Source organism: Agromyces sp. NPDC058110 (assembly GCF_042884735.1).
Lineage (GTDB): Bacteria > Actinomycetota > Actinomycetes > Actinomycetales > Microbacteriaceae > Agromyces.
Genome location: NZ_JBHVTI010000001.1, coordinates 660,562 through 675,930, shown reverse-complemented (window position 1 = coordinate 675,930; position 15,369 = coordinate 660,562). Strand labels below are relative to the sequence as shown.

The following is a 15,369-nucleotide window of genomic DNA, read 5'->3' as shown; positions in this document are numbered from 1 at the left end:
CGACGGCAGATGGGGGAGTGCATGGCAGACGAGAGACGATCCGCACCTGGCGAGTCCGAGCCGATCGATGACGGTGCGCGGACTCCGGGCCCGGAGCCCGTCGATCCGCCCGAGGCCCAGGCCGGGGCGTCTCGGCGAGACTTCCTGAAACTCGGCGGGTTCGCCGCGGCCGGAGCGGTCGTCGGCGGTGGGGTCGGTGCCGCCGTGGGCGCGGCCGTCGGGCACTCCGTCGGATTCGCCGAGGGCGCCGACGAGTTCGCCGCACTCACTCCGCGTGCCACGGCCGGCTTCGACCATCTCGTGGTGCTCATGGGCGAGAACCGGTCGTTCGACAACATGCTCGGCTGGCTGTACACGCCCGACGACATCCCCGATGGCACGACGTTCGACGGCCTCGCGTTCGGCGACTACTCCAACACCGCGGCCGACGGAACCGTCATCGACGCCCATGTCTACGAGGGCGCGACCGACGAGGTCATGGGCATGCCGAACCCCGACCCCGGCGAAGAGTATCCGCACGTGAACACCCAGCTGTTCGGCATCGTCGATCCCGAGTCGAACTCCGAGGTCGAGGTCGGCGACATGGACGCGCCCTACAACGCGCCCGCGGCGGGGCAGCGCCCGAAGATGGACGGGTTCGTCAGGGACTACACGGTCAACTTCGAGCGACTCCGCAAGGGCAAGGAGCCCACGCTCGACGAGGTGAGCGAGATCATGGGCGCATTCTCTCCCGAGATGCTCCCCGTGCTGTCGACGCTCGCGAAGAACTTCGCGGTCTACGACGCCTGGCATTGCGCCGTGCCGTCGCAGACGTTCTGCAACCGCTCCTTCTTCCACGCCTCGACGTCGCACGGATTCGTCACCAACAAGCACGACGGCGGCTACGGGAAATGGCTCGACGCCGACCCGACGCCGACCATCTTCAACCGGCTCGAAGAGGCCGGCATCCCGTGGCGCATCTACTTCGACGAGCTGCAGCTCGTCTCGTTCACCGGCGTGCTGCACGCGCCGGTGCTCGAGCAGTACTGGGCCACCGATCGGTTCGCGACCATGGACCGGTTCTACGAGGACGTCCGCACCGGCAAGCTCCCCGCGTACGCCTTCGTCGAGCCGCGCATGGTCTACAACCACAACGACTTCCATCCGCCGTTCGGCAAGCTCCGGGAGTCCGACTTCGACGGCGGCGAGATCATCGACAGCGCGGTCTCCGACGTTCGCGCGGGCGAGCTGCTGGTGCACCGCATCTACGAGGCCATCAAGACGAGCGCGAGCGCCTCGGGCTCGAACGCCCTGAACACCCTGTTCCTCGTCACCTTCGACGAGCACGGCGGCACCTACGACCACGTGCCGCCGCCTGCCGGGGTTCCCCCTCACGAAGACGAGGATCCCGGCGAGATGGGGTTCACGTTCGATCGACTCGGATGCCGCGTGCCGGCCATCGCGATCTCGGCCTACACGCAGGCGGGCACCGTCGTGCACGACGCCATGGACCACGCCGCCGTGATCGCGACGCTCAGCCGGCTGCACGGCCTCAAGCCGCTGACGCGGCGCGACGCGGGCGCCAACAACCTGTTCAACGCCGTCAACCTCGATGCGCCGCGGCATCCGTCGACCTGGCCCTCGACGACGCCGCAGTACCTGCCGGCGAACCCGCAGGCGAAGCCCCCGCATCCGGCGAACACGCACAAGGACAAGCCGTTGAGCCCACCGGCGCGCGGCCTCCTCGGCATGCTCCTGGCCCGGTTCGGCAAGGCCGACGAGCCCGAACCCGAGACCTACGCCGACGCCTACCGGTTGCTGCACACGTACGGCGACGGCCTCTTCGGCGTGCAGGGGTGACGAGCGGCAGCACGCCCGGCGCACGTGCGACCGCCCCTCGATCGAACGGGCCTGTCCACGGCGCGTCGCCCCGGTAGAATCGACGAATCCCCGTCACGACACGTTCGGAGCAGCATGCCTGAAATCAGTGCGGAGCAGGTCGCGCATCTCGCGACCCTCGCCCGCATCGCGCTCACCGAAGAGGAGATCGCGCACCTCACCACCGAACTCGGCCAGATCATGCAAGCCGTCGAGCAGGTGAACAGGGTCGCGACCCCCGACGTCCCGCCCACGAGCCACCCGATCCCGATGCAGAACGTCTTCCGCGACGACGTCGTGACCGACGATGTGCTCTCGGTCGACCAGGCGCTCTCGGGCGCACCCGAACGAGACGGCGACCGCTTCGTCGTCTCGGCGATCCTGGGGGAGGAGCAGTGAGCCACGCAGACGACCTGATCCGCCTGAGCGCATCCGACCTCGCAGGCAGGCTCGCCGCGGGCGACGTCACCTCGGTCGAGGCCACCCGGGCGCACCTCGACCGCATCGGCGCCGTCGACGGCGCGGTGCACGCCTTCCTCCACGTCGCGGGCGAGCGCGCGCTGTCCGACGCCGCCGAGATCGACCGCCGCCGTGCCGCGGGCGAGACGCTCGGCGAGCTCGCGGGCGTCCCGATCGCGGTGAAGGACGTGCTCGTCACCGAGGGCATGCCCTCGACCTCGGGCTCGAAGATCCTCGAGGGCTGGATCCCGCCGTACGACGCGACACCCGTCCGCAAGGTGCGCGAGGCCGGGCTGATCCCCCTCGGCAAGACCAACATGGACGAGTTCGCCATGGGGTCCTCGACCGAGCACTCGGCCTACGGCCCGACCCACAACCCGTGGGACCTCGACCGCATCCCCGGCGGCTCGGGTGGCGGCTCCGCCGCGGCCGTCGCCGCCTTCGAGGCGCCGCTCGCGCTCGGCAGCGACACCGGTGGCTCGATCCGCCAGCCCGCGCACGTCACGGGCACCGTCGGCGTGAAGCCCACGTACGGCGCCGTCAGCCGGTACGGCTCCATCGCGCTCGCCTCGAGCCTCGACCAGATCGGCCCCGTCACCCGCACCGTGCTCGATGCTGCGCTGCTGCACGACGTGATCGCCGGCCACGACCCGCACGACTCCACGTCGATCGCCGACCCGTGGCCGTCGATGGCCGCCGCAGTACGCGGGGCCGACGTCAAGGGGCTCCGCATCGGCGTCGTGAAGGAGCTCGACACCGACGGCTTCCAGGCCGGCGTGCGTCAGCGCTTCCACGAGTCGCTCGAACTGCTCGAGCAGCAGGGCGCCGAGATCGTGGAGGTCTCCGCGCCGAACTTCGAGCACGCCATCGCCGCGTACTACCTCATCCTGCCCGCCGAGGCGTCCTCCAACCTCGCGAAGTTCGACTCGGTGCGCTTCGGCCTGCGGGTCACGCCCGAGGGCGGCGGTACGGTCGAGCAGGTCATGGCCGCCTCGCGCGAGGCGGGCTTCGGCCCCGAGGTCAAGCGCCGCATCATCCTCGGCACGTACGCCCTCTCGGCCGGCTACTACGACGCGTACTACGGCAGCGCGCAGAAGGTGCGCACGCTCGTGCAGCGCGACTTCGACGCGGCGTTCTCGCAGGTCGACGTGCTCGCCACGCCGACGGCGCCGACCACCGCGTTCAAGCTCGGCGAGAAGCTCGACGACCCGCTGTCGATGTACCTCAACGACGTCGCCACGATCCCCGCGAACCTCGCGGGCGTGCCCGGCATCTCGCTGCCCGCGGGTCTCGCGCCCGAAGACGGACTGCCCGTCGGCATCCAGTTCCTCGCGCCCGCCCGCGAGGACGCCCGCCTCTACAACGTCGGCGGTGCGCTCGAGCAGTTGCTCGTCGACCGCTGGGGCGGCCCGCTGCTCGCGAAGGCGCCCGACCTGTCCACCCATGAGCTCACCGCGACCGAGGAGGGCGCACTCTGATGGCCCGCGTCGAACTGATGGACTACGAGAAGGCCCTCGAGCTCTTCGAGCCGGTGATCGGCCTCGAGGTGCACGTCGAGCTGAACACCGAGACGAAGATGTTCTCGCCCGCCCCGAACCCGGCGAACGAGAAGTACCACGGCGCCGAGCCGAACACGCTCGTCTCGCCCGTGTGCCTCGGCCTGCCCGGCTCGCTGCCCGTGGTCAACGGCGAGGCCGTGACGAAGTCGATCTCGCTGGGCCTCGCGCTCGGCTGCTCGATCGCCGAGTCGAGCCGGTTCGCCCGCAAGAACTACTTCTACCCCGACCTCGCGAAGAACTACCAGATCTCGCAATACGACGAGCCGATCGCGTTCGAAGGACAGGTCGAGGTCGAGCTCTCGAACGGTCGCATCTTCGAGGTGCCGATCGAGCGCGCCCACATGGAGGAAGACGCGGGCAAGCTCACGCACGTGGGCGGCGCCACCGGCCGCATCCAGGGCGCCGAGTACTCGCTCGTCGACTACAACCGCGCGGGCGTGCCGCTCGTCGAGATCGTCACGAAGCCGATCTTCGGCGCAGAGGGCGACGCTCCCGAGCTTGCGAAGGCGTACGTCTCCACGATCCGCGACATCGCCATCGCGCTCGGCATCTCCGAAGCGCGCATGGAGCGCGGCAACCTGCGCTGCGACGCGAACGTGTCGCTGCGTCCGCGCGTCGCCCCGGGCGAGCCGGCGGCGAAGCTCGGCATCCGCACCGAGACGAAGAACGTCAACTCCTTCCGCTCGATCGAGCGCGCCGTGCGCTACGAGATCCAGCGGCAGGCGGCGATCCTCGCCAATGGCGGCTCGATCACGCAGGAGACGCGTCACTGGCACGAAGACACGGGAACGACCAGCCCGGGTCGGCCCAAGTCCGACGCCGACGACTACCGGTACTTCCCCGAGCCCGACCTGGTGCCCGTGGTGCCATCGGCCGAGCTCGTCGAGTCGCTCAGGGCTGCGCTGCCCGAGGCGCCCGCCGCACGCCGGCGCCGTCTGAAGGCCGACTGGGGCTTCGCCGACATCGAGTTCCAGGGTGTCGTGAACGCGGGCCTCCTGGCCGAGGTCGAGGCGACCATCGCCGCCGGTGCGTCGCCCGCGTCGGCTCGCAAGTGGTGGACCGGCGAACTGCTCCGCATCGCGAACGCGGCGGGCAAGGAGCCCGCCGAGCTGGTCGAGCCCGCCGCGGTCGCCGAGCTGCAGCAGCTGGTCGACGCCGGCACGCTCACCGACAAGCTCGCGCGCCAGGTGCTCGAGGGCATGGTCGCCGGCGAGGGCTCGCCCCAGCAGATCGTCGACGCGCGCGGCCTTGCGGTCGTCTCCGACGACGGTGCGCTCATCGCGGCCATCGACCAGGCGCTCGCCTCGCAGCCCGACGTGCTCGAGAAGATCCGCGACGGCAAGGTGCAGGCTGCAGGAGCGGTCATCGGCGCGGTCATGAAGGCCATGCAGGGCAAGGCCGACGCCGCGCGCGTGCGCGAACTCGTGCTGGAGCGGGCGACCGCCGAGTAGGTCGGGCCTTCCGCAACGGCATCCACGGGCGGCGCATCGACGAGGGTCGGTGCGCCGCCCGTGGTCGTCGGGTGCCCTGGCGGGGCATTCGAGGCGCCGGCACCTCCCAGCGTGTTCAAGGTCGCTCGGCCTAGGCTGGTGCTCCCCGGAACGAGAGGCGCGGACATCATGGGCTTTCTGGATCGACTGTTCGGCACATCCCAGCCCGGCCCCGCCCGGCCCGTCCCGCCGGCCCCACCGGCGCGGGCGCTGACCGACGACGAGCGCGCCGTGGAGCGCTACCGCTACCTCCTCCGTACCGCGCCGCCCGAGTCGATCGAGGCCGTGCACGCCGAGGCGTTCGCCAAGCTCACCCCCGAGCAGCGTGCGCAGGTGTTCCGTGCACTCTCCCAAGAGGCTCCGCTGGGTGAGCGCGTCGATTCCGACGAGCCGTCGGCGCTGGCGCGCGCCGCGACCCGGGCCGAACTGCGCTCGCCCGGCACGATGGAGCGCACGTTCCGTGCGACGGATGCCGCGGGCGGTCGTCCCGGCGCAGGCGCGCCCTCGTTCGGCTCGATGGTCGGCAGTTCGATGCTCGGCACCGTGGCGGGCGTCGTGGTCGGATCGATGATCGCCCAGGCGTTCCTGCCCGGGCCCGACTTCGGCGGCGACCTCGCGGGCGACGCGGGTTCGGGCGCGACCGACGCCGCGGGCTCGACCGAGGCGTCGGGTACCGACGGCTTCGGGGGCGACCTCGGGGGCGACTTCGGCGTCGACTTCGGTGGCGACTTCGGATTCTGACGAACGTCACCAGGAGCCGGAACCGCGATGACGATTCGCATGACCGTGGCTGCGGGTAGGGTCGCACCGTGAGCAAGCAGGACGGCTCGTCGAGGCAGGTCACCACCGGGCCGGTCGACGATTCGGCGACCCCGATCCTGCACGTCGACATGGACGCCTTCTTCGTCTCGGTCGAACTGCTGTCGCGCCCCGAGCTCCGCGGCAAGCCCGTGCTGGTCGGCGGCACGGCCGGTCGCGGCGTCGTCGCGGCCGCGAGTTACGAAGCACGCAGGTACGGCGTCAATTCGGCCATGCCGATGTCGGTCGCCCTGCAGCGTTGCCCGAACGCGATCGTGCTGCCTGGCGATTACCCGTCGTACTCGAGCTACTCCAAGCGCGTGATGGAGATCTTCGGCGACATCACGCCGCTCGTCGAGCCGCTCTCGATCGACGAGGCGTTCCTCGACGTGTCGGGGGCGCGTCGTCTGCACGGATCACCGGCCGAGATCGCGTGGTCCATCCGCGAGCGCGTGCAGGCCGAGACCGGCCTCACCTGCTCAATCGGCGTCGCGGCCACGAAGTACGTCGCGAAGGTCGCATCCGGTCGGGCCAAGCCCGACGGCATGCTCGTCGTGCCGGCCACAGAGACGGTTGCGTTCCTGCACCCGCTTCCGGTCTCGGCGCTCTGGGGCGTCGGCCGGGTCACCGAAGAGTCGCTGCAGCGACTCGGGCTGCGCACGGTCGGCGACGTGGCCTCGATGCCGCCCGAGGCGCTCGAGCGCGCGGTCGGGCCCGCCCTCGCGACGAGGCTCGCGCAGCTCGCGCGTGGCGAAGATCCCCGGGCGGTGCACACCGCGCGGGTCGAGAAGAGCATCGGGCACGAGCAGACGTTCGGGCACGACCTCGTCGACCCGGTCGAGATCCGGCGCGAGCTGCTCCAGCTCTCGGGCAACGTGGCCGTCCGCCTGCGCAAGGCCGGTCTGGTCGCGCGCACGGTCTCGCTCAAGCTGAGGTACGGCGACTTCCGCACCCTGACGCGCTCGCGCACGCTCGCCGAGCCGACCGATGTCGCACGGCGCATCTACGACGAGGCATCCGACGCGCTGGTCGGACTCGTCGGCGACGGCCAACGGGTGAGGCTCATCGGCGTTCGCGCCGAGAACCTGCGCGAGTCGGGGTCGGGAGCGATGCTCTGGGACCCAGACGAAGAATGGCGCGACGCCGAACGCACGATCGACGAGGTCGCGGCGAAGTTCGGCCGGGGTGCAGTGCGGCCCGCCTCGCTCGTGCACCGCGAGCGGCGATCGCCCCGCGGGGCCGATGCCCAGCGTGGCGCCGCCGATCGGTCGGAGCCTCGCGATCGGCAGCGCACGGGGTCGGGCGAGGGAGACGCCCCGTTCGACCCGACCGCAGCGGGCTGGGGCTGGTAGCGCGCACGCCGCACGGGTAGCGTGGCCGTCATGGCTGAACTCGTACTGGACCTGGCGGAACGCGTCGCAGGCGTCGGGGTGAAGACCGCGTACGGCGACAAGATCGAGATCGACGGCGTCGAGGTGGTGCCCGTCGCCCTCGGGTACTACGGGTTCGGCGGCGGAACGGGCAGCGGCGACGCGACGTCGAACTTCACCGGCAGCGGAAGCGGCGGCGGGGGCGGCGGACTCTCGGTGCCGCTCGGCGCCTACGTGGGCGAGGGCGGCCGCGTGAAGTTCGAGGCGAACCTGATCGGGCTCGTGCTGGTCGCGACGCCGTTCGTCTTCGTCGTCGGCCACGCCCTCAAATCGGTGATCCGCGCCCTCAAGCGCTGAGCGGTCGCGCCGGCGTGTACGCTGGTGCACGAACACGGGAGTCCGGTGAGCCGGGCTGAGAGGAAGGTTCTCAACCTTCGACCGTCGAACCTGATCTGGATCATGCCAGCGCAGGGAGGCATTCACATCTCAACATCCCGTGCCGCTTTCCTCGATCGAAAGGGCACGCCAGTGCACAACACGTCCACCGAATCCGCCGCGACCGCCGCGGCATCCGGAACCACCGTCACGACCTCGCCGCGCCTGCGCTGGCGGGTTGTCGACATCGTCGTCGCGAGCGTCATCGGCGTGGCCGTCGGCGTCGTCTTCTGGGCGTGGGGGGTGGTGTGGGGGCCGATCTCGGCGCCGATCGAAGCGTTGCTCCCCGGTCTCCAAGCGGCCCCGGCCGCGCTCTGGGTCATCGCCGGCGTGCTCGGCGGCCTCGTCATCCGCAAGCCCGGCGCCGCGCTCTACACCGAGCTCGTCGCGGCCGTCGTCTCCGCGCTCATCGGCAGCCAGTGGGGTGGCCTGCTCACGATCGAGTCCGGCCTCGTGCAGGGCCTCGGCGCGGAACTCGTCTTCGCGATCTTCCTGTACCGCAACTGGCGGTTCCCCGTCGCGCTGCTCGCCGGCGCCGGCGCCGGACTCGCGATGGCGATCAACGATCTCGTGCTGTACTACGCGGGCGCGGCTCCCGCGTTCGCGACGATCTACACGGTCTCCGCGGTCGTGGGCGGTGCGCTCATCGCCGGCGGACTCTCGTGGCTCGCCGTGCGCGGGCTCGCCCGTGCCGGGGCACTCGACCGCTTCGCGGCCGGGCGCGAGCTCCGGGAGGTCTGAGCCGTCGTGCCCGGCGAGACATCATCGCCCGCCGCATCGGTCAGAGCGCGCGGCTGGGGGTGGCGCCACGGCGGTCGGCGTGCCCCCGCCGTGCGCGGCCTCGACCTCGATATCGCGCCCGGCGACCGCGTGCTGCTGCTCGGTGCCTCCGGCGCGGGCAAGTCCACCTTCCTCCACGGCCTGGCCGGCGTGCTCGGCGGCGACGACGACGGCGAGACGCTCGGCGAGCTGCTCGTCGACGGCCGCCACCCGGCCGCGGCTCGCGGCCGATCGGGGCTCGTGCTGCAGGACCCCGACTCGCAGATCGTGATGGCGCGCCTCGGCGACGACGTCGCGTTCGGACTCGAGAACCTCGGAGTCGCGCGCGAGCACATCTGGGCCCGTGTGCGCGCAGCCCTCGACGCCGTCGGACTGGGCCTGCCGCTCGACCACGCGACCGCAGAGCTCTCCGGCGGGCAGCGTCAGCGACTCGCGCTCGCGGGCGTGCTGGCCATGCGCCCCGGCCTGATCCTGCTCGACGAGCCGACCGCGAACCTCGACCCAGACGGGGTGCGCGAGGTCCGCGACGCCGTCGCCGCCGTCGCCGACTCGACCGGCGCCACGCTCGTGGTCGTCGAGCACCGCGTCGCGACCTGGCTGCCCGTCGTCGATCGCGTCGTGGTGCTCGATGCCGCGGGCGGCGTGCTCGCCGACGGACGCCCCGACGCGGTGCTCGCCGAGCGCGCCGACGAGCTCCGCGCGGCCGGCGTCTGGCTGCCCGACGAGGTGCCGTGGCGTGCACCGGAGCCGCTGGCCGGCCACCGGCATCCGCTGCTCGAGGCCGCGGGGCTCGACATCGCGCGCACCCCCGACGTGCCGGTGCAACGCGCGATCGACGTGCGGGTCGACGCCGGGCGGGTGCTCGCGATCTCGGGTCCGAACGGCGTCGGCAAGTCGACGCTCGCCCTCACGCTCGCGGGCCTGCTCCCACCGATCGGCGGGGCGCTCGCGGCGACCGAGCGGCTCGCGCAGGGTCTTCGCCGCGAACCGTCGCGGTGGCGCTCCCGCGACCTCCTCCGGCGCATCGGCACGGTGTTCCAGAGCCCGGAGCACCAGTTCCTCACCGGCTCCGTCCGCGCCGAGCTCGAAGTCGGACCGCGTGCGCTGAAGCTCGGGGAACGCGAACGCCGCGATCGCGTCGACGAGCTCCTCGCGTCGCTCCGCCTCGAGCACCTCGCCGGCGCGAACCCGTTCACGCTGAGCGGCGGCGAGAAGCGACGCCTGTCGGTGGCGACCGCGATCGCCACCCGGCCCCGCCTGCTCGTGCTCGACGAACCCACGTTCGGCCAAGACGCGACGACCTGGCGCGAGCTCGCGAAACTGCTCGTCGCACTCCGCGACGACGGGGTCGGCATCGTCGCGGTGACGCACGACGAAGCGTTCGTCGAGTCGATCGCCGACGACCGGTTCGCCCTGCGGCCCGGGCGCTTCGACGAGTCGACGCCGGCCGGTGCGCGTCGCTCCGGAGGCGCACGATGAGCATCGCGAGCGTCCGTCCGGGGCTTCCGCTCGGCGACGTCAACCCCGTCGCCAAGGTCGCCGCGACGGTGCCGCTCAGCATCGTGCTGATCCTCACGCTCGACGTGGTCTCGGCGAGCGTCGCGATCCTGTGCGAGATCGTGGTGTTCGCGCTCGTCGGGCTGGGCGGGCTGCTCTGGTCGCCGCGAACCCTGCCGGTGTGGATCGCCGCCCCGCTCACCGGGTTCAGCATGGTGCTCTACGGTGCGCCGTCGGGTGCGACGCTCTGGGACTTCGGCCTCATCCACGTGACCGAGGGGTCGGTGCAGATCGGCCTGGCGACGACGGCCAGGGTCATCGCCATCGCGCTCCCGGCCGTGGTGCTGTTCCTGACGATCGACCCCACCGACTTCGCCGACGGCCTGGCCCAGACCCTCCGATTGCCTGCACGCTTCGTACTCGGCGCACTGGCTGCGCTCCGGTTGGTCGGCTCGTCGATCGACGACTGGCGCACGCTCGACCTCGCGAGGCGTGCACGCGGCATCGCCGATCGTGGGCCGATCGTACGATTCGTCGGGCAGGCGTTCGCCCTGCTCGTGCTCTCGATCCGGCGCGGCAGCACGCTCGCGACCGCGATGGAGGCACGCGGCTTCGGCGCAGCCGGCGAGCGCACGTGGGCGAGGACCGCCCGCTTCGGGCGCGTCGAGTGGGGCGTCATCGGGGTCGGATGCCTCGTGGCGGCGCTGTCGGCCACGGTCGCCGTCGTGACCGGCAGCTGGAACGTGGTGTGGTCGTGACGCGGTGGGCATGACGACCCGCGTGCCCGCCGCTGCGCTCGCGCAGGTGCGCGCGGCGCTTCGCGGCATCCGCCGGCCTCTCGTGCTGATCGACGGACCGAGCGGCGCGGGCAAGTCGACCTTCGCCGACCTGCTCATCGCCGACTGGCCCGGTCGTGCGCCCGATCTCGTGCGCCTCGACGACGTCTACCCGGGCTGGCACGGGCTCGAGCCGGCGGTGCGGCACGTGGAGCGCGAGCTCGTTCGACCCTGGCTCAGCGGCGAACCCGGACGGCGGCAGGGCTGGGACTGGGTGCTCGGTCGCCCCTCGTCGATCACGCACGTGCTGCCGGGGCGGGCCCTCGTGATCGAGGGCTGCGGCGCGCACCGCACCGCCGGTTCGTCCGACGCGGTCGTGCGGGTCCGGCTCGAAGCGGCGTATGCGGAACGGCGCGACCGCGCGCTCACGAGGGATGCCGGGGCGTTCGACCCGTACTGGGAGCTCTGGGAGGGCCAGTGGCGCCGTTCCGAGCGTCGAGCCGGCGCCGTGCAGCGGCGTTCGATCACCGTGCGGTTGGGCTAGCGGGAGCGTTCCCGCACGCCCGCCAGTCGGCACCCTCGCGAGCCGGCACGCCCGCGAGCCCGCGTACAGCCCTCAGCGGCCCTGGGCCTCGATGAACGCGCCGATGACCGGGAACGGGTGCGTGAGGCGCCAGATCGGGCCGGGATCGCGGATGGCGCTGCTCAGCCGGAGGGGTGAGGAGACGTCGTCGGCACCGGTCGTGACCGTGACACTGCCGACGTCGCGCGAGTCCGACGAGGTCGTGAACGGATCGACGGTCACGTTCGGCCGTTCGAACGTCGCACCCCATGGCGATTCGGTCCGGGTCACGGTCGCGACGACGTCGGACGATGCGCCCCAGGCGGAGTGGACCTTGGCGTACGCCGTGCCCTCGGCGATGACCGTGACGGGCACCGCGGCAGCGGTCACCGACGCGACGGCGGCTTCGATGGCGGGGTCGAGCGTCTCGTAGTCGGGCATGAGCAGCATGACGCCGATGATCCGGCGCGTGCCCTCGTCGGCGCCCTCGAGCTCGACATCGGCGGTGAAGACCGAGGAGAGCCCCGCCTGATCGGTGTAGCTGCGCGTGATCTCGCGCACGCCGTCACTGCCGGAGCGGTCCACGAGGTCGGGTGCGTCGTGCGCTCCCAGCGGCGACTCGTCGGGGTCGTCGAGCATCGCCGCGAGGCTCGGGTCTGCGAGCAGCAGCGCCGTGAGCTTCGCGAGTTCGTCGGCGGTGCTGACGTTGTCGCCCGACAGGCCGGTGGCGTCAGACACGTGCGTCGCCGTGAACCCCTGGTCGGCGAGCCAGGCGTTCGCGCCGTCGACGTAGGCGTCGACACTGCCGAACGCCCAGCGTGCGAGGGTGTCGGCGTGGTTGTTGCTCGACGTCAGCAGGATGGCGCGTACGACATCGCGCTGGGTCCAGGAGTCGCCGGGGGAGACCCGCAGTGCGCGCGACCCGTCGGCCTCGTAGCGCAGGTAGTCGGTGTAGTCCGCCGCGGCGATCTTGATCCGAGGGCCCTCGCCCTCGCCCGGCGCGGGCAGGGGGAGTGACTCGAGCGTGGCGAGGATCGTGACGAGCTTCGCCGCGCCGCCCATGGGCACGGCGTCGGCGCTGCCGGCGGTCGCGAGCACGGTGCCGCTGCCGTCATCGCCGACGATCGCGAGCGAGGCCGCACCGTCGGCGGGCAGCGCGAGCGGCGTCGACTCGGGCGCATCGGCCGATGCGACCTGTTCGACGGTGACCGAGGGGAGCGGACCGAGCAGCATGACCGGCGCGTACACGCCGACGGCGAGGATCGCGACCGCTCCGACGACGATGCCGAGCACGCGAGCGGGGGAACTCATGCTCTCAGCGTATCCGGGCGGGGATCACGCCCAGCCCAACTCGTGCAGCCGGTCGTCGTCGATGCCGTAGAAATGCGCGATCTCGTGCACGAGCGTGACGTGGATCTCGTCGCGCAGCTCGTCTTCGTCTTCGCAGATGGCCAGCAGCGGCTCGCGGTAGAGGATGATCCGGTCGGGCATCTCGCCGAGACCGTAGCGATCGCGTTCGGTGAGCGCGTACCCGTCGTACAGGCCGAGCAGGTCGAGCGAGCCGTCTTCGGGGCGGTCCTCGACGACGAACACGATGTTCTCGAGACCGTCGATCATCTCATCGGGCAGTTGATCGAGCTCATCGACCACGATCGCCTCGAAGGCTTCGGCGTCGAGGTTCACGGACGGCTCCGATCGAACGAATTGGGGTGAGTAACGGGGCTTGAACCCGCGACCTCCTGGACCACAACCAGGCGCTCTACCAACTGAGCTATACCCACCATGCGCCTGTCCGTCATGCGATCAGGCAACTCGACGAGCTTACTACACCTTGACGTCGAATTCGTTCACGACCGCCTCTGCGATCTCGTGGAGCTCGGCGCTGGTGGGCCCGGGGTCTGCCACGAACACCGCGCGCCGGTAGTACCGGAGTTCGCGGATCGACTCGAGGATGTCGGCGAGGGCACGGTGTCCGCCGTTCTTGGCGGGGGACTGGAAGTACGCGCGGGGGTACCAGCGCCGCGCGAGCTCCTTGATGGAGGAGACATCGACGTTGCGGTAGTGGAGGTGGCCGTCGAGGCGGGGCATGTACTTCGCGAGGAACGCCCGGTCGGTGCCGATCGAGTTGCCGGCGAGCGGCGCCTTCTGCTCCTCGGGCACGTGCTTGAGCACGTACTCGAGCACCTGGTACTCGGCGTCGGCGACGGTCACGCCGTTGGGGATCTCTTCGATCAGGCCCGACTCGGTGTGCATGTTGCGCACGAACTCGCCCATGTTCTCGAGCGCGCTCGTGTCGGGGCGGATGACGATGTCGAGCCCCTCGTCGACGGGGTTCAGGTCGTAATCGGTGATCACGACGGCGATCTCGACGAGTTCGTCGACCTCGAGGTCGAGGCCGGTCATCTCGCAGTCGATCCAGACCAGTCGGTCGCTCGCGGTTGCCATGCCCGCGAGTCTACCGGTGCGCTCCGACACGGGCGGATGCCGCGGCTCGGCGGCGCCGGTGGGCGGGTCGGGTCGCGGGGTTCCGTCGACGGCTCCGCCACCTGGTCACCGCGCGCAGGTCACCGGGCGCCCGCGATGGCCTCGACGCGATCCGCTCCGTGGCTCGCGCCGTGCTGGCCCCGGAGCCGCTCGCCCGTGTCGGCGGCGCGGGCGCGGAGCGCGGAGTCGGCCAGCATCGCGGCGATCGTGTCGCGGAGCGTCTCGACCGGAGCATCGCGGGGCAGGGCCCGGCCGATCCCGGCCCGCTCGACGACGGCGCCCGTCATCCGCTGGTCCGAGGTCGGGTCGAGCGGGAGCACCAGGATCGGGAGGCCGTGCGCCAGGGCGCGCATCGTGGTGGAGTGGCCGCCGTGCCCGATCACGAGATCCGCGTGCGGCATGATCTCGGCGTGCGGCGCCCGGCCGCGGATCTCGACGTTCGGGGGCGGCGCGAGCTCGCCGTCGACGTCGGCACCGCCGGTCGTGACGACGGCCCGCACCCCGGGATCGTCCGCGAGCTCGCCGAGGGCGGCGATGAGCCGTCGGTACACGTCTCCCTGGCCGCGCTGCCATGCGGAACTGAGGCTCACGAGCACGAGTGACGGGGCATCGGGGGACCGCGGCGCCGGTGGTGAACCGGCCTCGGTGATGCCGAGCCAGTCGAACGCGAATCCGGTGCTCGTGCCGCCGGCGGGATCCAGCTCGGGGTCGGTCGGCAGCAGCAGGGCGTCCACCTCCCCGAGCAGGCGGCGCGGGGCCAGACCGAAGGGGCGGAGCGCCGCGTTGACCGCGACGTTGCCGAGTCCGCGGCTCCAGAACGCGCCGAAGGTGTGGAACAGGGCTGCGGTCGGTCGATCGGCACGAACCGATTCGCGGATCGACCCGAGCATGGTGCCGTCGACGACGACCACGTCGGCGGGGTGCTCGGCGATCAGCGCTCGAACCTCTCGTCCGACCTCGCGACCCAGCGCCATCCGGCGCAGGCTCGGCGCGTGTCCGGTCGGGCCGGCCGGGCGGGTGACGTCCAGGCCGTCGAGCGCGCGGATCGGCACCGTCTCGATCCCGTCCGCCCAGGCGTCGCCCGCGCGAGGAGCGAGCCCGGCGATCGTGACCCGGTGCGTCCGAGCTGCGAGCTCACGGGCGATCGCGATCGTCGGCGGCACGTTGCCGCCGATGTCACCGCTGATGAAGAGCACGTCGAGCGTTGGCATCCCGGCCTCCCGTCGGCACGCGGGCGGGTGCGTACGCGGGTGGAACGACCCGTCCGGCGGGTTCAGCATCGCACCGTCGGCAGTTCGCGCG

Annotated in this window: 15 protein-coding genes, 1 tRNA gene and 1 riboswitch; of the genes, 11 read left to right on the top strand and 5 right to left on the bottom strand. The window is 71.6% G+C overall.

Features of this window, described 5'->3' with window-relative positions:
• Positions 1-21 precede the first annotated feature (21 nt).
• The 11 genes from ACFVS8_RS03290 to ACFVS8_RS03240 all read left to right on the top strand — a co-directional run bounded on the left by ACFVS8_RS03290 (position 22) and on the right by ACFVS8_RS03240 (position 11,565).
• Positions 22-1,839 carry an alkaline phosphatase family protein gene (locus ACFVS8_RS03290; RefSeq protein WP_387057519.1) on the top strand — a complete coding sequence of 606 codons (1,818 nt, stop codon included), beginning with the start codon at positions 22-24 and terminating at the stop codon, positions 1,837-1,839.
• 114 nt (positions 1,840-1,953) lie between these two features.
• Positions 1,954-2,256: an Asp-tRNA(Asn)/Glu-tRNA(Gln) amidotransferase subunit GatC gene (gene gatC / locus ACFVS8_RS03285; protein WP_387057517.1), complete on the top strand. Its 303-nt coding sequence runs from the start codon at positions 1,954-1,956 to the stop codon at positions 2,254-2,256.
• Entirely contained in the window at positions 2,253-3,794 is a 1,542-nt protein-coding gene (gatA, locus tag ACFVS8_RS03280; RefSeq protein ID WP_387057515.1) for an Asp-tRNA(Asn)/Glu-tRNA(Gln) amidotransferase subunit GatA, read from the top strand. The genes gatC and gatA overlap by 4 nt, the downstream gene beginning before the upstream one ends.
• Positions 3,794-5,326 (top strand): Asp-tRNA(Asn)/Glu-tRNA(Gln) amidotransferase subunit GatB, encoded by a 1,533-nt coding sequence (gene gatB, locus ACFVS8_RS03275; RefSeq protein ID WP_387057513.1) that lies wholly within the window; start codon positions 3,794-3,796, stop codon positions 5,324-5,326. The genes gatA and gatB overlap by 1 nt, the downstream gene beginning before the upstream one ends.
• Before the next feature lie 270 nt (positions 5,327-5,596).
• Positions 5,597-6,106 (top strand): hypothetical protein, encoded by a 510-nt coding sequence (locus ACFVS8_RS03270; protein ID WP_387057512.1) that lies wholly within the window; start codon positions 5,597-5,599, stop codon positions 6,104-6,106.
• Positions 6,107-6,174: 68 nt separating this feature from the next.
• Complete coding sequence (locus tag ACFVS8_RS03265) at positions 6,175-7,515, top strand: DNA polymerase IV (RefSeq protein WP_387057510.1); 1,341 nt, start codon at positions 6,175-6,177, stop codon at positions 7,513-7,515.
• A 30-nt stretch (positions 7,516-7,545) separates the two neighbouring features.
• Positions 7,546-7,890 carry a hypothetical protein gene (locus ACFVS8_RS03260; protein ID WP_387057508.1) on the top strand — a complete coding sequence of 115 codons (345 nt, stop codon included), beginning with the start codon at positions 7,546-7,548 and terminating at the stop codon, positions 7,888-7,890.
• Between the two features lie 25 nt (positions 7,891-7,915).
• Positions 7,916-8,026: riboswitch (TPP riboswitch) on the top strand.
• A gap of 35 nt (positions 8,027-8,061) precedes the next feature.
• The gene (locus ACFVS8_RS03255) at positions 8,062-8,709 is read left to right on the top strand and encodes an ECF transporter S component (protein WP_387057506.1); all 648 of its coding nucleotides are present in this window, start codon (positions 8,062-8,064) and stop codon (positions 8,707-8,709) included.
• Between the two features lie 90 nt (positions 8,710-8,799).
• Complete coding sequence (locus ACFVS8_RS03250) at positions 8,800-10,227, top strand: ABC transporter ATP-binding protein (RefSeq protein WP_387057504.1); 1,428 nt, start codon at positions 8,800-8,802, stop codon at positions 10,225-10,227.
• Positions 10,224-11,003 (top strand): energy-coupling factor transporter transmembrane component T family protein, encoded by a 780-nt coding sequence (locus tag ACFVS8_RS03245; RefSeq protein WP_387057502.1) that lies wholly within the window; start codon positions 10,224-10,226, stop codon positions 11,001-11,003. The genes ACFVS8_RS03250 and ACFVS8_RS03245 overlap by 4 nt, the downstream gene beginning before the upstream one ends.
• A gap of 10 nt (positions 11,004-11,013) precedes the next feature.
• Complete coding sequence (locus tag ACFVS8_RS03240; RefSeq protein ID WP_387057500.1) at positions 11,014-11,565, top strand: ATP-binding protein; 552 nt, start codon at positions 11,014-11,016, stop codon at positions 11,563-11,565.
• A 72-nt stretch (positions 11,566-11,637) separates the two neighbouring features.
• On the opposite strand, the gene ACFVS8_RS03235 is transcribed toward ACFVS8_RS03240, so the two are convergent.
• The 5 genes from ACFVS8_RS03235 to ACFVS8_RS03215 all read right to left on the bottom strand — a co-directional run bounded on the left by ACFVS8_RS03235 (position 11,638) and on the right by ACFVS8_RS03215 (position 15,278).
• Entirely contained in the window at positions 11,638-12,894 is a 1,257-nt protein-coding gene (locus tag ACFVS8_RS03235) for a hypothetical protein (protein ID WP_387057498.1), read from the bottom strand.
• A 24-nt stretch (positions 12,895-12,918) separates the two neighbouring features.
• Entirely contained in the window at positions 12,919-13,266 is a 348-nt protein-coding gene (locus ACFVS8_RS03230) for a metallopeptidase family protein (protein ID WP_387057496.1), read from the bottom strand.
• 22 nt (positions 13,267-13,288) lie between these two features.
• Positions 13,289-13,364, bottom strand: a tRNA-His gene (locus tag ACFVS8_RS03225).
• Between the two features lie 43 nt (positions 13,365-13,407).
• Complete coding sequence (orn, locus tag ACFVS8_RS03220) at positions 13,408-14,028, bottom strand: oligoribonuclease (protein ID WP_387057494.1); 621 nt, start codon at positions 14,026-14,028, stop codon at positions 13,408-13,410.
• 119 nt (positions 14,029-14,147) lie between these two features.
• Entirely contained in the window at positions 14,148-15,278 is a 1,131-nt protein-coding gene (locus ACFVS8_RS03215) for a glycosyltransferase (RefSeq protein ID WP_387057492.1), read from the bottom strand.
• Between the last annotated feature and the right edge of the window lie 91 nt (positions 15,279-15,369).

Coding starts and splice junctions, on each gene's coding strand:
- ACFVS8_RS03245 (WP_387057502.1), top strand. CDS start 10,224: ATGAGCATCGCGAGCGTCCGTCCGGGGCTTCCGCTCGGCGACGTCAAC.
- gatB (WP_387057513.1), top strand. CDS start 3,794: ATGGCCCGCGTCGAACTGATGGACTACGAGAAGGCCCTCGAGCTCTTC.
- ACFVS8_RS03260 (WP_387057508.1), top strand. CDS start 7,546: ATGGCTGAACTCGTACTGGACCTGGCGGAACGCGTCGCAGGCGTCGGG.
- ACFVS8_RS03215 (WP_387057492.1), bottom strand. CDS start 15,278: ATGCCAACGCTCGACGTGCTCTTCATCAGCGGTGACATCGGCGGCAAC.
- ACFVS8_RS03235 (WP_387057498.1), bottom strand. CDS start 12,894: ATGAGTTCCCCCGCTCGCGTGCTCGGCATCGTCGTCGGAGCGGTCGCG.
- ACFVS8_RS03290 (WP_387057519.1), top strand. CDS start 22: ATGGCAGACGAGAGACGATCCGCACCTGGCGAGTCCGAGCCGATCGAT.
- gatC (WP_387057517.1), top strand. CDS start 1,954: ATGCCTGAAATCAGTGCGGAGCAGGTCGCGCATCTCGCGACCCTCGCC.
- orn (WP_387057494.1), bottom strand. CDS start 14,028: ATGGCAACCGCGAGCGACCGACTGGTCTGGATCGACTGCGAGATGACC.
- ACFVS8_RS03240 (WP_387057500.1), top strand. CDS start 11,014: ATGACGACCCGCGTGCCCGCCGCTGCGCTCGCGCAGGTGCGCGCGGCG.